Raw genomic sequence first — 18009 nt, 5'->3', positions numbered from 1 at the left:
TTATCTCTGGGAGCCCCAATTAATACAAATTATATGACTACGAAGAAGACGATCAAGCGACTCATCCTCTCTCTGGGGTGTGCTTCTCTTGCTCTAAGCCCGCTTGCAAGCCAGGTCCTGGAGGTGCGTCCTGATCGGACTATCCTGACTCAGCTGCAGCAGGACTTTGTGAGCCGCAATTATGTAGGCTTCCGGCACGACTTGCCCCGCCTGCGTGCTTTACCATTACTTACCGAGCACCAGCCCTATCGTGAGGCGGTAGCTCGTCTGATGACCGAGGAGACGTCTCCCGATGCTGTCCTCACACGCTTCCTCAAGGAGCATCCAGGCTCCCTTGATCGCCCCTCAGCAGAGCTCTTGCTCGCTCTGGTATATGTAGATCAGGGGCTCCTCCCTCTTGCACGTACACAGCTCGAGCAGGTCAAGCGCTCGGCACTCTCTCCTCGCGAGGCTGCTCAGTACGACTTAGCTCTTGCATATACGATCCTGGCCGACCAGAGAAGTGCAGCTGACCTGGATGAAGCTCAGCGCCTCCTCCTCTCTGCGAGCGAAGACTCCTCTATCATCGGGGAGCAGGCTCTCATCTACCTCGGCTCTGTGGCTTGGGCACGCGGGGATATTCAGGAGGCTCGTGCGATCTTCTCACGCAATGATTACTCCAGCGACCTCGCTCCCGAGGCCGCCTATCAGCTGGCTCTGCTCTCCTTCGCTACGGAGGATGCTAAGACGGCTCAGCGTCGTGCCAGTGACCTCCAGCGTCGCTATCCCGAGATGGCTTCGCGTGCTTCCTTCCAGTCAGTCATCGGGCAGTCCTACTATGCTGATGGCAATTATGATCAGGCTATCCGCACTCTCCAGCCCCTACAGGAGCTTGAGGACTATAAGCCCACGGCAGAGGAAAGCTACGCCCTCGGTACTTCCCTCTACGCTAAGGGACGCTACGAAGAAGCGCTTCGTCCGCTGAGTGCTGCCTCTGAGAGCAGCTCTGCTATCGGTGCACAGGGGCTCTTCCTCCTTGGTAATGCTCGCCTCAAGCTCCAGCGCACGAGCGAAGCTGCTTTGGCATTCAGCCGTGCAGGCCAGCACCCTGGGGCTACCGAGCGAGTACGTGAGTATGCGCTGTACAATGGGATCCTCCTGCAGGACGAGACGCAGCGCTCAAACTTCGGTCAGACCGTCCGCATGGCTGAGACCTTCGTCACCGAGTTCCCCAACTCCAGCTACCGCCCTCAGATCCTCCAGCTCATGAAGAGTATCTTCCTGACGAATAAGGACTATGCTGAGTCGCTCGCTACGCTGGATCGTCTGCAGGTCAAGAGTGCTGAGCTGAGCGAAGCCAAACAGTACGTCCTACTTCGTCTCGGTGAAGGTGCTTTGGCTTCTCGCGACTATGCCCGTGCTAATGACTATCTGAATCGTGCTGTCACACTCGGCACAAAGAACGAGTACACTGCACAGGCGCATCTCCTCGCTGCCTCGAGTGCTCTGGAGCGTGGCGAGTATGCTGCTGCTGAGTCTGCTGCATCGAAGAGTATCGCTACGGGTGCAGCTCCTGCGCTGGCGCATTATATCCAGGGCTACGCTCGCTACAATCAGAAGCAGTACGCCACGGCTTACCGCTCCTTCGAAGCCTTCACGCAGTCAAGCTCTGGCGATGATGCTCTGCGTCGTGCCGATGCACTCTCCCGCATGGGGGACTGCCAGCTCATCCAGAAGAAGAGCGCAGAGGCTCTGGCTCTCTACCGTCGTGCCGACGAAGGTATGCCCACAGGGAATGACGAAGCTCTCTATCGTATCGCTACGATCTATGGTCGCTGGGGGCAGTATCAGAAGCAGATCGAGACGCTCGACCGCATCATCAAGACGCACCCCGAGTCCACGCATTTGCCTGAGGTCCTCTATGACAAGGGCCGTGCGCTGGTGCTGAGCAAGGCACGTCCCGAAGAGGCGACCGCTGTCTTCAACCAGCTCGTCAAGGACTATCCCGATACGCAGTATGCGCGACTCGGTGCTATGGAGCGTGCTATGCTGGCCTACAATAATGGGCGTACCGAAGAGGCTATCAAGGCCTACAAGGACCTCATCGCCCGCTACCCTGAGAGTGAAGAAGCTCGCTCCGCACTCTCTGACCTCAAGAATATCTACGTCAGTCTGGACCGCGTCGATGAGTACACGGCCTATGCCTCTACTCTTGGCAAGCAGCTGACGCCCTCAGAGAGCGAGAAGGCACACCTGCAGTACCTCTCTCTTGAGAGCCGCTACAAGAAGGATAAGAATGCTTCTATCGCAGACCTCGAGTCCTTCGTCCGCTCCTACCCCGCCAGCCGTGAGGCCGGTCGTGCTGAGCTTCTCTTGGCTGGTCACTACGCCCAGCAGGGCCGCAGCGACGAAGCTGAGGCGCTCTACAAGAAGCTCTCTGCTCCCGCACGCTCCCTCGACCTGCGTATCCCCGCCCTCGAAGCTCTGACGAAGATCTACAACGATGGCGGTAAGAAGCGTGAGGCTCTCGATGCTTGGTCCAGCCTCTACGCTATCGAAGGTCTGGAAGCTCCCCAGCACCTGCGCTACGGCCTTGCTCTCTCGCGTGCAGCCTACGAAGCGAAGGACTACAAGCGCTCGATCACTACGACCGAGAGCCTCCTGAAGCGTAGCGACCTCCCCGCAGCTACTCAGGCTGAGCTCCTCCTCATCCAGGGTAAGAGCGAAGAGGCTACGGGTGCTACCGGCAAGGCTATGAAGACCTATGAGCCCCTGCTCAAGAACTTCGATACTGCCTACGGTGCTGAAGGCTACATCCGCCACTCCACGCTTCTCTTCCACGCCGGCAAGGTGAAGGAGACGAAGAAGCAGCTCGATGCCTTCATCGCCAAGGGTACGCCACAGCAGTACTGGCTGGCACGTGCCTTCCTGCTCCTCGCCGACTGCTACCACAAGCAGGGTGAGACCTATGTCGCCCAGCAGTATCTCGAGAGCCTGCGTGACAACTACAAGGGCACTGACGATGATATCGCTCAGATGATCAACGAACGTCTCACCTCCTACCAGAATAAGAAATGAAGAAGCTTGCAATCATCCCTATAGCTGCTATCGCGCTCCTCTCGAGCTCTGTACTCTCTGCTCAGGAGGCTAAGACGAAGCGTGCCGACACCCTGCGTCGTGAGCTCACTGTGATGACCGAGGAGGAGGTCTCTCTCTCCACACGTCAGCCCCGTGACCTCTCCTATACGGTGCCGGCTCCCAACCTCAGCCCTGTGCGTCACTCCTATCTGGATACGCCCATCCCCTTCACGCTGCGCCCCAGCGTCTCCCCCTTAGGTGCTCTGACGGCACCTCGTGGGGGCTTTGAGCGCTCGAAGCAGCGTGGCTATGCCTTCGCCTCTGCTGGTATCCCCATCAGCTTCAAGGCAGGTGCGGGCCTGAGCATCCTGTCTACGAAGACCGACCGCCTTGATGTCTACGGGCGCTACAACTTTGCTAATCCCAGCATCCAGACCGAGCTTGGTCAGAGAGTCAAGGGCTGGGAGAAGGCTTGGCGCCTCGGTGCGAACTACGGTCATCAGTTCGAGGACGCTGCGCTGTCACTCGGTCTGGACTTCGGTCAGCACGGTTACAACTACTACGGCCTCTCGCTCGTCGCTCCTCCAGCTGGTGGTGGGGTGTCACAGACTGCTACGGTGCCCGATCTGCGTCGTCGTGCCACGGAGGTCTCGCTCTCGGCTCGCTACGCTACCGAAGAGGACTTCACCGAAGACTGGCTGTATAACTTCTCCGCTGGCTTCGACTACACGGCAGCTAATGTCGCCGAGGAAGCCCCAGGCGTGGTACTCAATAAGTTCAAGGAGTTCCTCCCCGAGCTTCGTGCGAACCTTTCCTACCGCATCAGCAGCATGGCACGCGTCGGTGCGCTGGGCGCATGGTCGCTGGGTCGTCTGACCAGCACGGAGCCTATCCTCTATGGCTTCCCACAGAGCCGTACGGCCAGCTCGCGTATGATCCTCACGGGTGCGCCCTATATCTTGGCAGAGGATGCTAATGATCAGTTCTCTTGGCGTGCGCTCGGTGGTCTGCGTATCCTCACGGGGAATGACCACTACAACGCCCACTTCGTCCTCTTCCCGAAGATCGATGCTCGCCTGCGTCTGGGCTCGGCCTTTGGTCTGAGACTGGAGACGGATGCCGAGCTGGTGCGTCACAGCCTGCGTGCTCAGCCCCTCGAGTCGCCCTTCATCGATGCCGAGGCGTTCGCTGGCCGCTATGAGCGTGTCTACGATGCTAAGCTGACGGCTTCTACGACGATCGCGAGTGCCTTCTCGCTCGAAGCCTTCGTCCGCTATGCCGACCATAAGGGTGCTGTGGATTACTTCCCCGCATCGCTGGCGCTGCCTTCGGGTGCTGCGGCTTCGACGGCCTACTTCATGCCCGTGCGCTTCCGTCCCTCTTATGTGGACTATAAGGAGCAGAACGTCGGGGTACAGCTGGCCTACAACCACCGCGGTCTCTTCTCGGCAGCTCTCCGTGGGGGCTATGCCCACTATACGACGACGGCTACGATCCTCTCGCGTCCTACCTTCACGGCTTCAGCTCTCGTGGAGCTGAATATGGTGCCCAACCTCAGCGTCCGTGGTGGCTATGAGTTCGCCACAGCACTGAAGAGCTACGACCTCGATGGCTCGATCACGCGTCTGCGTCAGCTCCATCTGCTCCATGCCGATGCCGTCTACTCGCTGACGAAGCGCCTGAGCCTGACGGCAGAGCTTCGTGCACCTATCCTCGCTGGGGCTACGCGCTGGTACGGCTATACGTCGCAGCCTATGCTCCTGCAGGGCGGTCTGCAGTTCACCTTCTAAGCGGATGCGGGGGATCTCCCCCGCGTCTTGCCTAAGCTAAAAGCGGTACGGCCGCCTCGAGCATCGTGCTCGAGGTGGCCGTACCGCTTTTCTTTCGTGTGGGCTTCGCCGTAAAAGGCGCTTAGAAGCCGCGAGTGATCATACCGCTACCGAAGCAGATGCGGTGCTCGGTGTCGTAGAGCACGGCATATTGCCCGGGGGCAATGCCTTGGATAGGCTCTTCGCTCTCGATGAGGTAGCCCGAGGCGGGATCGTAGCTGAGTCGCCCGCGTGTGAAGTCGGGAGTATGGCGCACCTTGAAGGTAATCTCCACCGACTCCTCACGGGAGAGGGGAGCATCCAGCCCACGTACCTCGGCTGCGTACTGCCAAGGATCGTGGCTGATGAAGTCGCAGGTCTCCATACCGATGTGCTCGCCGTACTGGTCGGCGGGGTCATAGCCCTGACTGACCAAGATGATATTGCGGCGGATGTTCTTCTTCACGACGAACCAGGGGCCGCCACTCAGCCCGAGGCCCTTGCGCTGACCGATGGTGTGGAACCAGTAGCCCTTGTGCTTGCCGAGGATCTTCCCTGTCTCACGCTCGATGATGAGCCCTTCCTTCTGTCCGAGGGCGCGCTCGATGAACTCATTGTAGTTCACCTTCCCGAGGAAGCAGATGCCCTGACTGTCCTTGCGGTTAGCACTCAGCAGATGCGCCTCTTCAGCGATACGGCGTACCTCACTCTTGAGGAGGTGACCGGTGGGGAAGAGGAGCTTGGAGACTTGACGGAAGTTGATCTGCGCAAGGAAGTCCGTCTGGTCCTTCACGGGGTCGGGAGCCGTAGCCAGATAGAGCTGATCACCGATGAAGGTCGTTGTGGCGTAGTGCCCCGTAGCGATGAAGTCGAAGTCCTTGCCCCACTTCTCCTCGAAGCAGCCGAACTTGATGAGCTTATTGCACATCATGTCGGGGTTGGGGGTGAGACCACGGCGCACGGTGTCGATGGTGTACTGGACGACGTTCGCCCAATACTCGTCATGTAGCGAGACGACCTCGAGAGGGCAGTCATAGCGGTGTGCCAGATGGCGCACGATCTCCAGATCATCCTCCCACGAGCAGTCCGTGAAGCCCTTCTCCTCCATCCCGATCTGGATGTAGAAGAGGGTAGGGCGGTAGCCCGCCTCAGTGAGGAGGTGGACGACGACGGAGCTATCGACCCCCCCTGAGACGAGGGCGGCGATGCGGGGCTCGGTGAGCCCACTTCGGCGGATGCGCTCCTGTAGGGGCGCTATGAGATCTTGCTTCTGCATACTACAAAGGTACGGCAATTCCCGTGCTCTTTGGCGGGGGAGCTCGTGCGCCCTCCTCAAGAGCCAGGGGGCATATCGGGAGCATATCATCAGGAGGGGCAGGGGGAAGCTCAAGCAGTCGGGCCTTCAAACAACTACTGCTCTGCACGCGTCCGACTATTGCTCCGTGCTCAATCTACTATTCGTTTGTACATCGAATGAATAGTGGTACGGCGTGTCATCCACTACTCGTTTGCACTTCATACCACTATTGCTTTGGAAGGCTCACCATATTAGGTTGTTGCTCCACGTAGGGATAAAAGTTGTGGACGAGTGGCAGATAAGTTTGGACTACGTACGTGGCTCTAATATCTACGTACGTGGATATTTGGATTTGCGTGCCTGGTCTTTAAGACTACGTACATAGATGCAGAAAAACCACTACGTGAAGGCGCTTTTTTCTTCACGAGAACGATGCTTTTCCCTCCGCAGGATAAGAGGAATACTTGCGATAAGACGAAGGGCTTGCGTATCACTTCGGAGAGGTACATCGGGGAGCTGGGCGTGTGATGCCTTAGCACTCGAAATAGAGGACAGGACTCGCGGCAATAGTCTCCTCTTATATTGCTCGCGTCACGCCCCCACATACTATCAAGCCAAGAGTGCCTATTGAAGCGGTCGCTCTGTGGGTAGCTACGCTTCTTTTCCTCACGCGTCATAATGCCCGATTTTGCGGGGAATAAGGGGCGTATATGGGTTATTAAATACGGCACTTTGCCTGAGAAGGGTACATATAGGTAGGTAGAGGTGGGCAATAAATACCTACAAGATGGTAGGATAATGGGTCACTGTTTGCTCTAATTTTGCAGTGCCGATAGTACACATTAATTTTGCAATGCCGATAGTACACATTCGATCTCTAACTCAGCCGATAGCGAATGAATCAAACCTCTACCTCCTGATAAGAGCTGTAAGCCACAGCCATATCTCTGACTACCATCTCAATAGGTGAGCGAGCCACATGCCCGCACCATGAAGCGGCCTCACGACCTTGACGAGCTCGCCCTCACCGACCTCCTTCCTATTATCCAACCCTCCTAAGATAGGAGTGATCACACACCACTCCGCCCTCCCCACGACTATGTGGAAAGCAAACTGTAAACCCTACTCTATGGGCTCGGTACGTCTTGGCCTCTTCGGTCTCGTACTCACCTCAGCCCTTGCCCTCGCGCCCCATCCCCTCGGGGCTACTACTACCGAGGAGCTCGCCCCCGCAGAGCAAAGTGCGCGGGAGCAACTCACGATCACCATCCTTGACCAAGCCACACGCCAGCCCATTATCGGGGCGGTCATCCGCTGTGCTACGGCGGTGAGTCCTACGATGACGGACAAGGCGGGGCATGCCACCCTGCGCTTCCGCTCCGCTCCCACGAGTATCCATGTCGAGATCTCTTGTGTAGGCTATCAGCGCGTCTCGCGTACGGTCGCTGTCCCCGCCTCACGCAGCATCACCCTGCAGATGCAGGAGGATGCGCAGGTCATCTCGAAGGTCGAGGTCACGGCGCAGAAGCGTCATACCTCTAACCTCCAGCAGACGGCGACCATCGACCGCAAGACTATCGAGCGAGGGGGTGCTACTTCGCTTGCCAAGCTGCTGGAGACCGTCCCTGGTGTCAGCTCGATTAGCTCGGGTAGCACCATTGCTAAGCCCGTGATCCAGGGGATGCACAGTAGCCGTATCTTGCTGATGAATAATGGCGTTCGCCTCGAGAGCCAGAGCTGGGGCGCCGACCATGCTCCCGAGCTGGACTATACGGGCTCGAGCATGGTAGAGGTCGTCAAGGGTGCCGAGTGTATCCGCTACGGCTTCGGTGCTATGGGGGGCGTCGTCCTTCTGAATGACGCGCCGCTACCCTTTGGCAAGGAGAAGATCGAGGTCCACGGCAAGGCGAACGTCGGCTACGACACCAATGCACGAGGTGTCAGCGGTTCGGCAAGCCTCGAAGCGGGCTACCGCAAGTGGGGGCTTCGCCTGCACGGGATGTACACCAAGGGTGGCGACTACAGCACCGCCGACTATATCCTCAACAACACGGGCTACAATACCATCAGCCTCTCGGGAGCGCTCGGCTACCACGCCTCACGCGTGACGGCTACCGTCTACTCCAGCCTCTACTACCAGCGTAGCGGTATCTACTACGCCAGCAAGATCTCCGACCTCGATCAGCTCGTCAAGCGCTTCGAATATGGGCGCCCTGACTCATCGACCTTCCGCCCCTTCTCCTACGATATCAAGCCACCCTTCCAGCAGTCGCAGCACTTCACGCTCAAGGGTGAGGTGAAGTGGAATCTGAGCGATAACCACCGAATTGACTTCACGGCCTCGTTCCAAGAGAACCTCCGACAGGAGTTCGAGAATCGTAAGAAGGCCGACTGGAGCTGGATCCCGATGCAGGACCTCATCCTCAAGACCTTCAAGGCGGACGTGCTCTGGCACGCCAAGTGGAATCGCTGGGGGATGACTACCGACGTCGGGACGTCGAATACCTACCAGACGAACTACAACTACCCTGGGACGAAGCAGCCTGCCTTCGTGCCGAACTTCGCCGCACTCTCGATGGGGGGCTACTTCCTCCACAAGGCTGAGCTGGGCAAGCTCCAGGCGGCACTCGGTATGCGCTATGACTTCCGCGTGATGTCGGTCAGTGGCTACACCAGCCTGAGTAACTATACCTACTACGACGACTTCAAGCTGTATAGCAACTTCACCACAAGCCTCGCCGCTCACTATGATATCAATCAAAACTGGGATATGCGTGCGAATATCGGCTGGTCGTGGCGCCCACCCGATATCAACGAGCTCTACGCTATCGGGCTGCAAGACGGCTCCTATTGGGTCGAGGGGAATCGTAACCTCGCCAGCGAGCGTGGCTATAAGTCCGTCATCGGGGCACGCTACCGCAATAGCTGGATCTCTATCGAGCCCAGCGCCTTCTACCAGCGCATCAGTAGCTATATCTACGACCATATCGGTGCAGGGAAGGACCGCTTCCACAACCACCCCAGCGGGAAGTACCCGAAGTTCATCTACGACCAAGACGACGTCAACCTCTATGGGGGCGATATCGAGGCTACGGTGCACCCACTGCCTGGGCTCGCTGTCGTAGGGAAGGGCGAATGGATGTTCGCTCGCAATATCACGCGTCAGGACTGGCTGCCCTTCATGCCCTCCGACCGCTACGGCCTCTCGGGGACGTATGACTTCGACCTCACACGGGACAAGAAGTACCACGCGTCTGTCTCGCTCTCCAGCATCTATGTGACGAAGCAGCGTCGCTTCGACCCTGATAAGGACCTCGTCAGCGACTCGCCCGATCCTTACTTCCTGCTCAATGGTACGGCTGAGGTAGGCGTGCGCCTTCCCCACGACCACTCCCTACGGCTGATGCTCGTCGGGGATAATATCCTCAACGCTCTCTACAAGGAGTATACCGACCGCTTCCGCTACTACGCTCACGCCCGTGGCGCGAACTTCTCGCTGCGTGTGCTCTATAAGTTCTAATGACTGCGACTATGAAATCCATCATATCTCACTACCTCCTCCCCGCTCTCGGTGTAGCTTGCCTCCTCGGGAGCTGCTCCAATGAGCGTGTAGACGCCTTCTTCAAGAAGATCATCCAGGCTCCGCCCTCCGAGATCGAGCGTGATGTCAAGGGTCACGACCAGATCTATGCCGTGCATGCGATCCTGCGCATGGGCTATAAGGCGGGTCAGATCGGTGTCGGCGCGAATGCCGACGAGATGGTCGATGTCTACAACACCTATCATATCGCAGGCGAAGAGACCGTCATCCCCATCGTCCAGGAGATCGATATCGCCAAGGACGACAATGGGCAGATGACCGTGACGACGGAGCGTGATCACTTCGATGTCGTCGCCTCGGACAAGATCGTCTACGGCCTCGAGCTGAAGTACTACGATCAGAACGGGATGCTCATCAATCACCAGTTCACGAACTTCCCCTATGTCAAGGGGAAGGACGGCTACAGCGAGCCTGACGAGGACAACTCCACGCTGATGATGCACCAGCACTTCTTCGGTGTCGGGCACTTCACCCTCAGCAAGGGCTCGAAGGATGAGGCTAAGACGCTCCAGCTCGCTTACCCCCGCACGCTGGCCGATGTACCGCACTACATCGACCGCTATACCTTTATGGAGCGTGGGGGCAAGGCAGAGCCTGCGACGAAGTTCTCCGCATCGAATATCTACGTACCCGACGGCTTCGAGCTGGGGCGCAATGCCGTGCCTTTTGACAACGAGCTCTCGTGGCGCTCTATTGAGGTGACGGGTCGCCCCGATGCCCTCCAGCCCTTCCGTGCCTCCAATGGTACGATGTACCGCCTCGTGCGCAGCATCGACAACCAGCGCCTCAATCAGCTCGTCCCCGAGATCTTCACCTATACCTACCGCGATACCGACCCCATCGAGGAGGAGCTGGGTAAGCTCTTCGACGAGTCATATAACGATGACTTCATCGACCCCGAGACGGAGGCTCCCCGTCAGCGTTATGGCGAGACGGTGGGTCTGCTGAAGCAGGAGCGTAGCCTCGATGCAGGGGCGCCGCTCGACCGACTGGGCTTCAAGGGGATCTTAAAGTTCCGTCAGGCGGGGATCTCCTTCCTCCTGCAGGTGCGTCTGTGTAATATCCTCACCAAGGGTCAGCAGCGTACGGGAGATGTCGCCAAGCCTGCGAAGTACACCAATGCCGCGAACCCCGATGGGGGCTACCTCTGGGACTTCAACCAGATCCAGCCTGGCTGGGATAGCTTCGACATTGACTACCCGCTGCCCGTGCGCATCATCGCCGATACGAAGGACGGCGAAGCGAAGTGCTACGAGGACGTCCGCCGCTTCTACCCCTCGGTACAGCGCTCAGAGCTCTGGCGTATGCTCTCCGACCCCGAAGCCTTCTTCTATCGCTATCGTCGCAATGTCGTCCTCATGTAATGCCCACTCCTCACTATGAATACTTCTATCAGTAAGCATCTCAAGCGCGCCACTGTCCTTGGCCTCATCGCCTTCTCGTTCAGTGCGTGCGATAAGTTCGTCTTCGGGGATATCCATCCCAACTACGACGACAACCCTCTCAACACGAAGACCATCCCCCACAGTGGCGCCGACCGCTACGTCGATAGTATCACGAAGATCAAGGTCACCGAAGCCCTTGCCAACCCCGATCCCGAGGGTGCGTTCAAGGACTGGGCGACGTGTCTGGTGATGTTCAAGGAAGGCCACTCCCACGGTGACGGTATGATGCACGGGAACTTCGTCTACCCCAATGCCCCTTGGAAGCAGGAGGAGTTCGTCATCATCCACAACAACGCTGGCTCTTGGCCCACCGTCGAGGTGCAGCGTCAGAGCACGGTGACCTACCTCGAGCAGTACGACAAGAAGCAGGGCCCCGACTACATCCGCATCATCGGTGGGCGCCTCAAGCGCTGGGGCCTCTGCCTCTATTTCTTCGATAAGAATGGCCGTCTGATGAATGATGATATCCTGGATCACTCCGACGAGTACCAGATCTTCTTCACGGTGAGCGATGTCGATGACAAGGGACAGCCCTATGAGGTGACCGATACGCGCGGCACTTGGCATGCTAAGTACGACGAGTACGATACCTGGCAGCCTGGTGGTACGATCGACCACACGCCTGTGCCTTCGCCCTTCTTCGCGAATAAGACTACGTGGAAGGAGCGTGCCGATGCCACGCCGAAGATCTTCGAGTACACCTACCGCGACACGTGGATCCACGATGCGATGGGCGATGGTGCGCGCGAGCTCTTCAACCAGCGCCTCCTCCCTCCTCTCACGCGTAAGGAAGCCGACTGGGCTGTCGCTCCCTACGACCAAGACCGCGTAGGACTGAAGGGACACTTCAACTTCGATATCGATGCCGATGAGAATGACGACAAGCACAAGGACTGGCCGCTCGAGATCACACGCCGTACCGACCCCACGACGGGTAAGGGTGGGCGCTATACGCGCCCCTCGTTCGTCCTGCCGAAGTTCTACCTCTCGGTGCGCGTCATGAAGTGCCCGAAGGGCAAGAAGGCGCTGATCCCGAAGGACCCTTATCTCGCACGCCACTCCACCTACGTCTTCCTCAGCAAGTTCATCTGCTCAGACTGGTACAACCCCGACGAGCCAAAGGACTATGGCGCAGACTCGCAGTGGAAGGATGTCCTGCGCTTCAACATCCCTATCAAGGTCTTCTGCAGCAGCTTCGACACCGACCCCACGGCCATTGACCCCAATGACCCCTACTACTATTATCTCGGCCGTGAGATCGGCCTCACAGCAGAGGAAGCTCTCGAGGCTTCGCAGAATGTCCAGACGCACGGCGTCGGTGGTGGCTCGGGCTTCGGCAACTGGTTCCTCTAATCATATCTTCACTAAATAATCTTCAGCTATTATGCGTACACACATATATCGCTTCGCCTTTGCGATGCTGTTCCTCTCGGTATTGATGTCCTGCGCTCGCAACGAAGCCCCCCAGCGTCGCTCCGATTCACGCTCTACTCTTGACCACTTGGTTATCAAGGAGGTCTTCTATATTGGGCATGCCTATACTCAGGATTTCCCGAAAGAGTATCCCCAGCCATCGACGCAGAATTGGTATGCTGATGATGCGTACATCACGATTTATAATCCCACCTCAGAGGTCAAGTATCTCGATGGTCTTGCTCTCTGCTCCACGGCACTTGACCCGTCTACTTTACTTGAATTCGAAGGGAACAAGGACTTCAGACGGGAGTACCTCGGAGTGGGAACTATCTCATACTTCCCTGGCAGTGGGAAGGAGCATCCTATCCAGCCCGGGCAAACGGTAGTTATCGCTAAGTATGCGATTGACCACGCCAAGGACTTCTTCACTCGTCTCGATAAGGAGCTCGCCGATAATGGAGAACCCCCTGTTGACCACAACCTGTACAAGGGAATCGAAGCGTTCTTGAATCTCTCAAAGGTGGATTGGGAATGGACCAATGCCCAAGCCGATGACGAGCATAAAAACAACCCGAATGTACCTGACCTCGTCCCCATCTTCACGGGGTATGATGCCGAAGAGGATGATGACGTAGATTTCGGATTTAAGGAGGTTACCGAGACGAGTGGTATCGCTCTGATTCAGCTCCCTTGGACTGCTGAAGACTTCCGCCAGAACTACCCAGATGCCGAGGGACGCCGTGGCTATAGACATACGATCAATGCTCGTATTACCCACCACCGCAATCGTATTCACGTCATAGAAATTCCCTTTGACAAGGCTATAGACTGCATCACCATCTGCCCTAAGCAAGAATACAAGTTCAACCCCTATAGCAAGGAGCCTAAAGCGACCTTTGATAAGGGCTATAATGCAGTCACAGATGGGGCATATAAGAGGACGCCAGCAAGCGACTGGAAGAAGTACTCCGGTATGGCTCTGATTCGCAAGTGGGATGGTAAGAAGTTAGTCGACGATAACAACTCAACCAGCGACTTTGCTGTACAGCCTGCTTCGCTCGGATCTAAGTAGCCGATTCCTTCAGAGAAGTAAGTTGCTATTAAGGCTTCATTAGCCTTATCTATAGCCTCTCACGACCTTGCCCCCATGACTATTGAAGTTCATGGGGATGGGCTTCCTCTAATCTCCTCACAGCATTATATCCAGCTATGCGCACTTATATATATCGCTTCGCCTTGGCCTTGGTGTTCCTCTCGGGGCTGATGGCCTGTACTCGCAACGAAGCGCCCCAGCGTCGCTCGAACTCCCGCTCCTCCGTCGATCACCTCATCATCAAGGAGGTCTTCTACATCGGGCACGTCATCACGAAGAGCTTCCCCGAAGAGTGGGGATATCCTCCCGTGAAGTCGTGGTATGAAGACGACCAGTACATCACGATCTTCAACCCCACCTCGGAGGTCAAGTACCTCGACGGTCTCGCACTCTGCACCACCGCCCTCGACCCTTCGGACGAGCGTACCTTCGCAGGGAAGGAGGACTTTCGCCGTAAGTATATCGGTGTCGAGACGATCTCTTACTTCCCTGGCAGTGGGAAGGAGCATCCGATCCAGCCAGGGCAGACGGTCGTCATCGCTAAGTATGCCATCGACCACGCCAAGGAATATTTCGTTCGTCTCAATAAGCAGGCCGATGATTATGGCGAAGAGCGCGAAGATCCCAAGCGCTACAAGGGCGTGGACTCCCTCATCGACCTGACGAAAGCCGACTGGGAGTGGACGCACAGTGACTACGACCGCCAGCATATGAACAACCCCAATGTCCCCGACCTCGTGCCCATCCTCACGGGCGTAGATAAGAAGGGTGCGAAGTACTCGGACTTCGGTATCAAGCAGATCTCTGGGCAGAACGGCATCGCCCTCATACAGCTCCCCTGGACGCCTGAGGACTTCCGCGAGAACTATCAGGATACCAAGGAGCGCCTCGGCTACCGTCACTATATCAATGTCACCAACAGCCTCTTCGCCGACTTCTACGCTATCGAGATTCCCTTCTCCAAGGCGCTGGACTGCATCACCGTCTGCCCCAAGCGACGCTACAAGATCAATCCCTATAAGAATACCTTCGATAAGGGCTACAATGCCGTCACGGAGGTCAGTGCGAAGAACCTCCCGAAGAGCGACTGGCAGAAGTACTCTGGCCTCGCACTTATCCGAAAGTGGGACGGGAAGAAGTTTGTCGACGACAACAATTCGACCAGTGACTTCACCGTCCAGCCCGCCTCTCTTGGCTTGAAGAAGCCCACGACATCGGAGAAGTAATCCCTCCTCCGAAGCATAGGCTTCCTCGTCTACTTTCTCTACGACCTCGCCTCCGTGTGCTCTTTGCAGCCGTGGGGGCGAGGCCTTTTCTATGCCATCGCCCTAATTATTACGTACTTTTGCAGGTGAATTCTTAAACGAATCAGATTATGTATTCTGTAGAAGATATAAGAGCCCAATTCCCTATACTCGCAGCGGAGGTCTATGGTAAGCCCCTCGTTTACCTCGACAATGCTGCGACCACTCAGAAGCCTCGCTGCGTCATTCAGGCCATCGAGGAGGCCTATTATTCGGCCAATGCCAACGTCCATCGTGGCGTGCACTACCTCAGCCAGATCGCGACCGAGCACCACGAAGCTGCGCGCCGTCGTGTCGCTGACTTCATCGGAGCACCCTCAGCCGAAGGTCTTATCTTCACCCGTGGCACTACGGAGGCCATCAACCTCGTCGCATCTTCCGCTGGCGAAGCCTTCGTCTCCGCTGGCGACGAGGTCATTATCAGCACGATGGAGCACCACTCGAATATCGTGCCTTGGCAGATGATGTGCGAGCGTCGCGGGGCGCATCTGCGTGTCATCCCCTTGACGCCCGCAGGTGAGATCGATATGGATGCCTACCGCTCTCTGCTCAGCGAGCGTACGCGCCTTGTCGCCGTCGCCCACGTCAGCAACGTCCTCGGTACGGTCAATCCTGTAGCTGAAATCACGCGCTTGGCGCACGAAGCAGGTGCCCTCGTCCTCATCGACGGAGCGCAGGCTATCGCACATACGCAAGCCGACGTCGAGGCAATCGGGGCGGACTTCTATGCCTTCAGCGCCCACAAGATCTACGGGCCGACGGGTATCGGTGCGCTCTATGGCCGCCCCGAGGTGCTGGATCGCATGCCGCCGTACATGGGTGGGGGAGAGATGATCGAGCGAGTGACCTTCGAGAAGACTACATATAATAGCCTGCCTTTCAAGTTCGAGGCCGGTACGCCCGACTACGTAGGCTCTACTGCCTTTGCTCGTGCGCTCGACTTCGTGAAGGAGCTGGGCATCGAAGCCATCGCAGCGCATGAGGAAGACCTCCTGCACTATGCTACGGCTCGCCTCAAGAGTGAATTCCCCGATAGCTTCATCCTCGGCGAAGCACCCAATAAGGATGGTATTCTCTCCTTCGGCATCGGGGAGATCCATCCCTTTGACCTCGGGACGCTCCTCGACCGTATGGGTATCGCGATCCGCACGGGGCATCACTGCGCCGAACCGCTCTTGGCGTCCTACGGACATCAGGCGGTGGCACGCGCTTCCTTCGGGCTGTACAACACCCGTGAGGAGGTGGACCGCTTCTTCGACGCCCTGCACCGCGTCGTCCCTATGCTGAGCTAAGCCCCCGCTTACGATGAGTAGGTCTATGAAGTCAGTGAAGGAACACGCACCCCTGCGCGTGAGCTTCGGAGAAGATGGCCGTCTGGAGTGTGGCTGTGATGAGGCGGGGCGTGGGTGCTTAGCCGGCCCTGTCGTCGCTGCGGCTGTGATCTTGCCCCCGACCTTCTACCATCCACTACTCTTCGACTCCAAGCAGCTCTCCGAGCATCAGCGCGACACGCTCCGCCCGATCATCGAGGAAGCGGCTTTGGCGTGGGGTGTCGGGATTGTTTCCCCCGAGGAGATTGATGAGATCAACATTCTGCAGGCCTCCTTCCTTGCGATGCACCGTGCAATAGATGACCTACCGCTTCGTCCCGAGCTACTCCTTATTGACGGCAACCGCTTCAAGCCCTACCACGACATCCCCCACGAGTGTATCGTCAAGGGGGATGCCACGTTTGCAAGCATCGCTGCCGCCTCAATCCTCGCGAAGACGCACCGTGATGAGCTGATGCTCACCGAAGACGCCCGCTACCCAGGCTATGGCTTCGCAGGGCACAAGGGCTACCCGACGCCAGCGCACCGCCGTGCCATCGCTGACTTAGGCCCGTCGCCCATCCACCGAATGACCTTCCGCTTGGTCTGATCCACTCCTTATATATAATGTATAGCGCCCCGCTGCTTGGCTTTATCTGGCCAGCAGCGGGGCGCCTACTATTTATAGGTAGTGAAATCGACCAGTACTGGTCGGCGGTCGGAGCAGTACTGGTCACACTGCGAAGTAGTACTGGTCACAGATAGTAACCAGTAGTGGTTGGAGTGGTGACCAGTACTGGTTGCTTTTTTCTCTTTGGAGGGATAGCGGGAAGGCTACCTTTAGTAGGGTGGTGTGATTCTATATTGGTCGGCGGGCGAAGCTATATAGGTCACGAAAGCAACCTATATTGGTCGAAGCGCCGACCTATATAGGTTCGCCCGCTGACCAATATAGGTTGATGGCACCCCCTTCTATATGTATTGAGTGGGGTAGGGGAGTATGCGGGAGCTTTTCCCTTCCCGCGCGCCTTTCATCCCCAGCAAATGCACCGCCTCCTTATTGCCCTCTTACGCCTACTTACAGAGTGTGTGCTGTACTCCAATAGTTGTTTAGGGTCAAACGACTATTGGTTTGGGGTGCGAACCACTACTGGTTTGCTACTCGAATAAGTAGTTGTTTGCATTCAAACCACTATTGCTTTACCCGCAAATGACTACTGGTTTGCATCGCCTCCCTATATCACTACACAACCGCCCCCAGCGATCTTTACCCTCCATTCACCCACCAAGCACACCTCTTTCCCGCTCAACTCCCTCCTTCTTCTCCCAGAAAAGCGCCCCTCTCCCCCAAGAATCTGAAAATTTTTTCTCCCCTTGTAACTCTCTTGCTTATGGGGAAATGAATGCAACTCAACGGGCGGTGTTGGGAAATATTTTGCGGTAGGATTTGGTTTGTATTTAGTTTTTGCTCTATCTTTGCAACCGCAAACGAGAAACGAACTGCCTCAAAGAAGAGCTGATCCGAGCGAGGGTAGCTGAGGTGAGGGAAGGCAGACGTTAGCGAAGACGATATAAGTAAGGTGACTTACTTATGATTGACTTAAAAGGGGTGTCACAAGGTTAACACCAGCGGCCCTCTTAGCGATCATTGACATACTTGATAAAAACAAACGAGAAA

At 57.0% G+C, this 18009-nt stretch carries 10 protein-coding genes; 9 read left to right on the top strand and 1 reads right to left on the bottom strand.

Translation table 11 applies throughout. The features are described 5' to 3' along the window. The first annotated feature begins 33 nt into the window (after positions 1 to 33). Complete coding sequence (locus IEX77_RS06395) at positions 34 to 3057, top strand: tetratricopeptide repeat protein (protein WP_188808209.1); 3024 nt, start codon at positions 34 to 36, stop codon at positions 3055 to 3057. Then, positions 3054 to 4847, top strand: coding sequence for a hypothetical protein (locus tag IEX77_RS06390; RefSeq protein WP_188808208.1), 1794 nt, complete (start codon positions 3054 to 3056; stop codon positions 4845 to 4847). Before IEX77_RS06395 ends, IEX77_RS06390 begins: the two co-directional genes overlap by 4 nt. Positions 4848 to 4968: 121 nt before the next feature. On the opposite strand, the gene mnmA is transcribed toward IEX77_RS06390, so the two are convergent. Further along, positions 4969 to 6141 carry a tRNA 2-thiouridine(34) synthase MnmA gene (gene mnmA, locus IEX77_RS06385; RefSeq protein WP_229770820.1) on the bottom strand — a complete coding sequence of 391 codons (1173 nt, stop codon included), beginning with the start codon at positions 6139 to 6141 and terminating at the stop codon, positions 4969 to 4971. Between the two features lie 1150 nt (positions 6142 to 7291). Between mnmA and IEX77_RS06380 the strand changes: the two genes are divergently transcribed. From IEX77_RS06380 to rnhB, 7 genes are all read left to right on the top strand, one after another. Then, positions 7292 to 9682 carry a TonB-dependent receptor gene (locus tag IEX77_RS06380; RefSeq protein WP_188808328.1) on the top strand — a complete coding sequence of 797 codons (2391 nt, stop codon included), beginning with the start codon at positions 7292 to 7294 and terminating at the stop codon, positions 9680 to 9682. Positions 9683 to 9693: 11 nt separating this feature from the next. Next, entirely contained in the window at positions 9694 to 11127 is a 1434-nt protein-coding gene (locus IEX77_RS06375) for a hypothetical protein (protein ID WP_188808207.1), read from the top strand. Between the two features lie 15 nt (positions 11128 to 11142). Further along, a complete protein-coding gene (locus IEX77_RS06370; RefSeq protein ID WP_229770818.1) occupies positions 11143 to 12561 on the top strand; it encodes a hypothetical protein in 1419 nt (472 codons plus the stop codon). Between the two features lie 31 nt (positions 12562 to 12592). Beyond that, on the top strand, positions 12593 to 13696 hold the full coding sequence (locus IEX77_RS06365; RefSeq protein WP_188808206.1) for a DUF4876 domain-containing protein: 1104 nt from the start codon (positions 12593 to 12595) through the stop codon (positions 13694 to 13696). Positions 13697 to 13833: 137 nt separating this feature from the next. Beyond that, positions 13834 to 14943 carry a DUF4876 domain-containing protein gene (locus IEX77_RS06360; RefSeq protein WP_188808205.1) on the top strand — a complete coding sequence of 370 codons (1110 nt, stop codon included), beginning with the start codon at positions 13834 to 13836 and terminating at the stop codon, positions 14941 to 14943. Positions 14944 to 15092: 149 nt separating this feature from the next. Beyond that, positions 15093 to 16313, top strand: coding sequence for an aminotransferase class V-fold PLP-dependent enzyme (locus tag IEX77_RS06355; RefSeq protein ID WP_188808204.1), 1221 nt, complete (start codon positions 15093 to 15095; stop codon positions 16311 to 16313). Between the two features lie 25 nt (positions 16314 to 16338). Next, positions 16339 to 16941 (top strand): ribonuclease HII, encoded by a 603-nt coding sequence (gene rnhB, locus IEX77_RS06350; RefSeq protein WP_188808203.1) that lies wholly within the window; start codon positions 16339 to 16341, stop codon positions 16939 to 16941. The last annotated feature ends 1068 nt before the right edge of the window (positions 16942 to 18009 follow it).

This window comes from Porphyromonas pasteri (assembly GCF_014647755.1).
GTDB lineage: Bacteria > Bacteroidota > Bacteroidia > Bacteroidales > Porphyromonadaceae > Porphyromonas > Porphyromonas pasteri.
The sequence above is the reverse complement of the archived record's forward strand: the minus strand, read 5'-3'. Positions and strand labels throughout refer to the sequence as shown.

What these genes read in the sequence shown, in the direction of transcription:
- IEX77_RS06365 (WP_188808206.1), top strand. Translation starts at nt 12,593, where the DNA reads ATGCGTACACACATATATCGCTTCGCCTTTGCGATGCTGTTCCTCTCG.
- IEX77_RS06360 (WP_188808205.1), top strand. Translation starts at nt 13,834, where the DNA reads ATGCGCACTTATATATATCGCTTCGCCTTGGCCTTGGTGTTCCTCTCG.
- IEX77_RS06380 (WP_188808328.1), top strand. Translation starts at nt 7,292, where the DNA reads ATGGGCTCGGTACGTCTTGGCCTCTTCGGTCTCGTACTCACCTCAGCC.
- rnhB (WP_188808203.1), top strand. Translation starts at nt 16,339, where the DNA reads ATGAAGTCAGTGAAGGAACACGCACCCCTGCGCGTGAGCTTCGGAGAA.
- IEX77_RS06390 (WP_188808208.1), top strand. Translation starts at nt 3,054, where the DNA reads ATGAAGAAGCTTGCAATCATCCCTATAGCTGCTATCGCGCTCCTCTCG.
- IEX77_RS06370 (WP_229770818.1), top strand. Translation starts at nt 11,143, where the DNA reads ATGAATACTTCTATCAGTAAGCATCTCAAGCGCGCCACTGTCCTTGGC.
- mnmA (WP_229770820.1), bottom strand. Translation starts at nt 6,141, where the DNA reads ATGCAGAAGCAAGATCTCATAGCGCCCCTACAGGAGCGCATCCGCCGA.
- IEX77_RS06375 (WP_188808207.1), top strand. Translation starts at nt 9,694, where the DNA reads ATGAAATCCATCATATCTCACTACCTCCTCCCCGCTCTCGGTGTAGCT.
- IEX77_RS06395 (WP_188808209.1), top strand. Translation starts at nt 34, where the DNA reads ATGACTACGAAGAAGACGATCAAGCGACTCATCCTCTCTCTGGGGTGT.
- IEX77_RS06355 (WP_188808204.1), top strand. Translation starts at nt 15,093, where the DNA reads ATGTATTCTGTAGAAGATATAAGAGCCCAATTCCCTATACTCGCAGCG.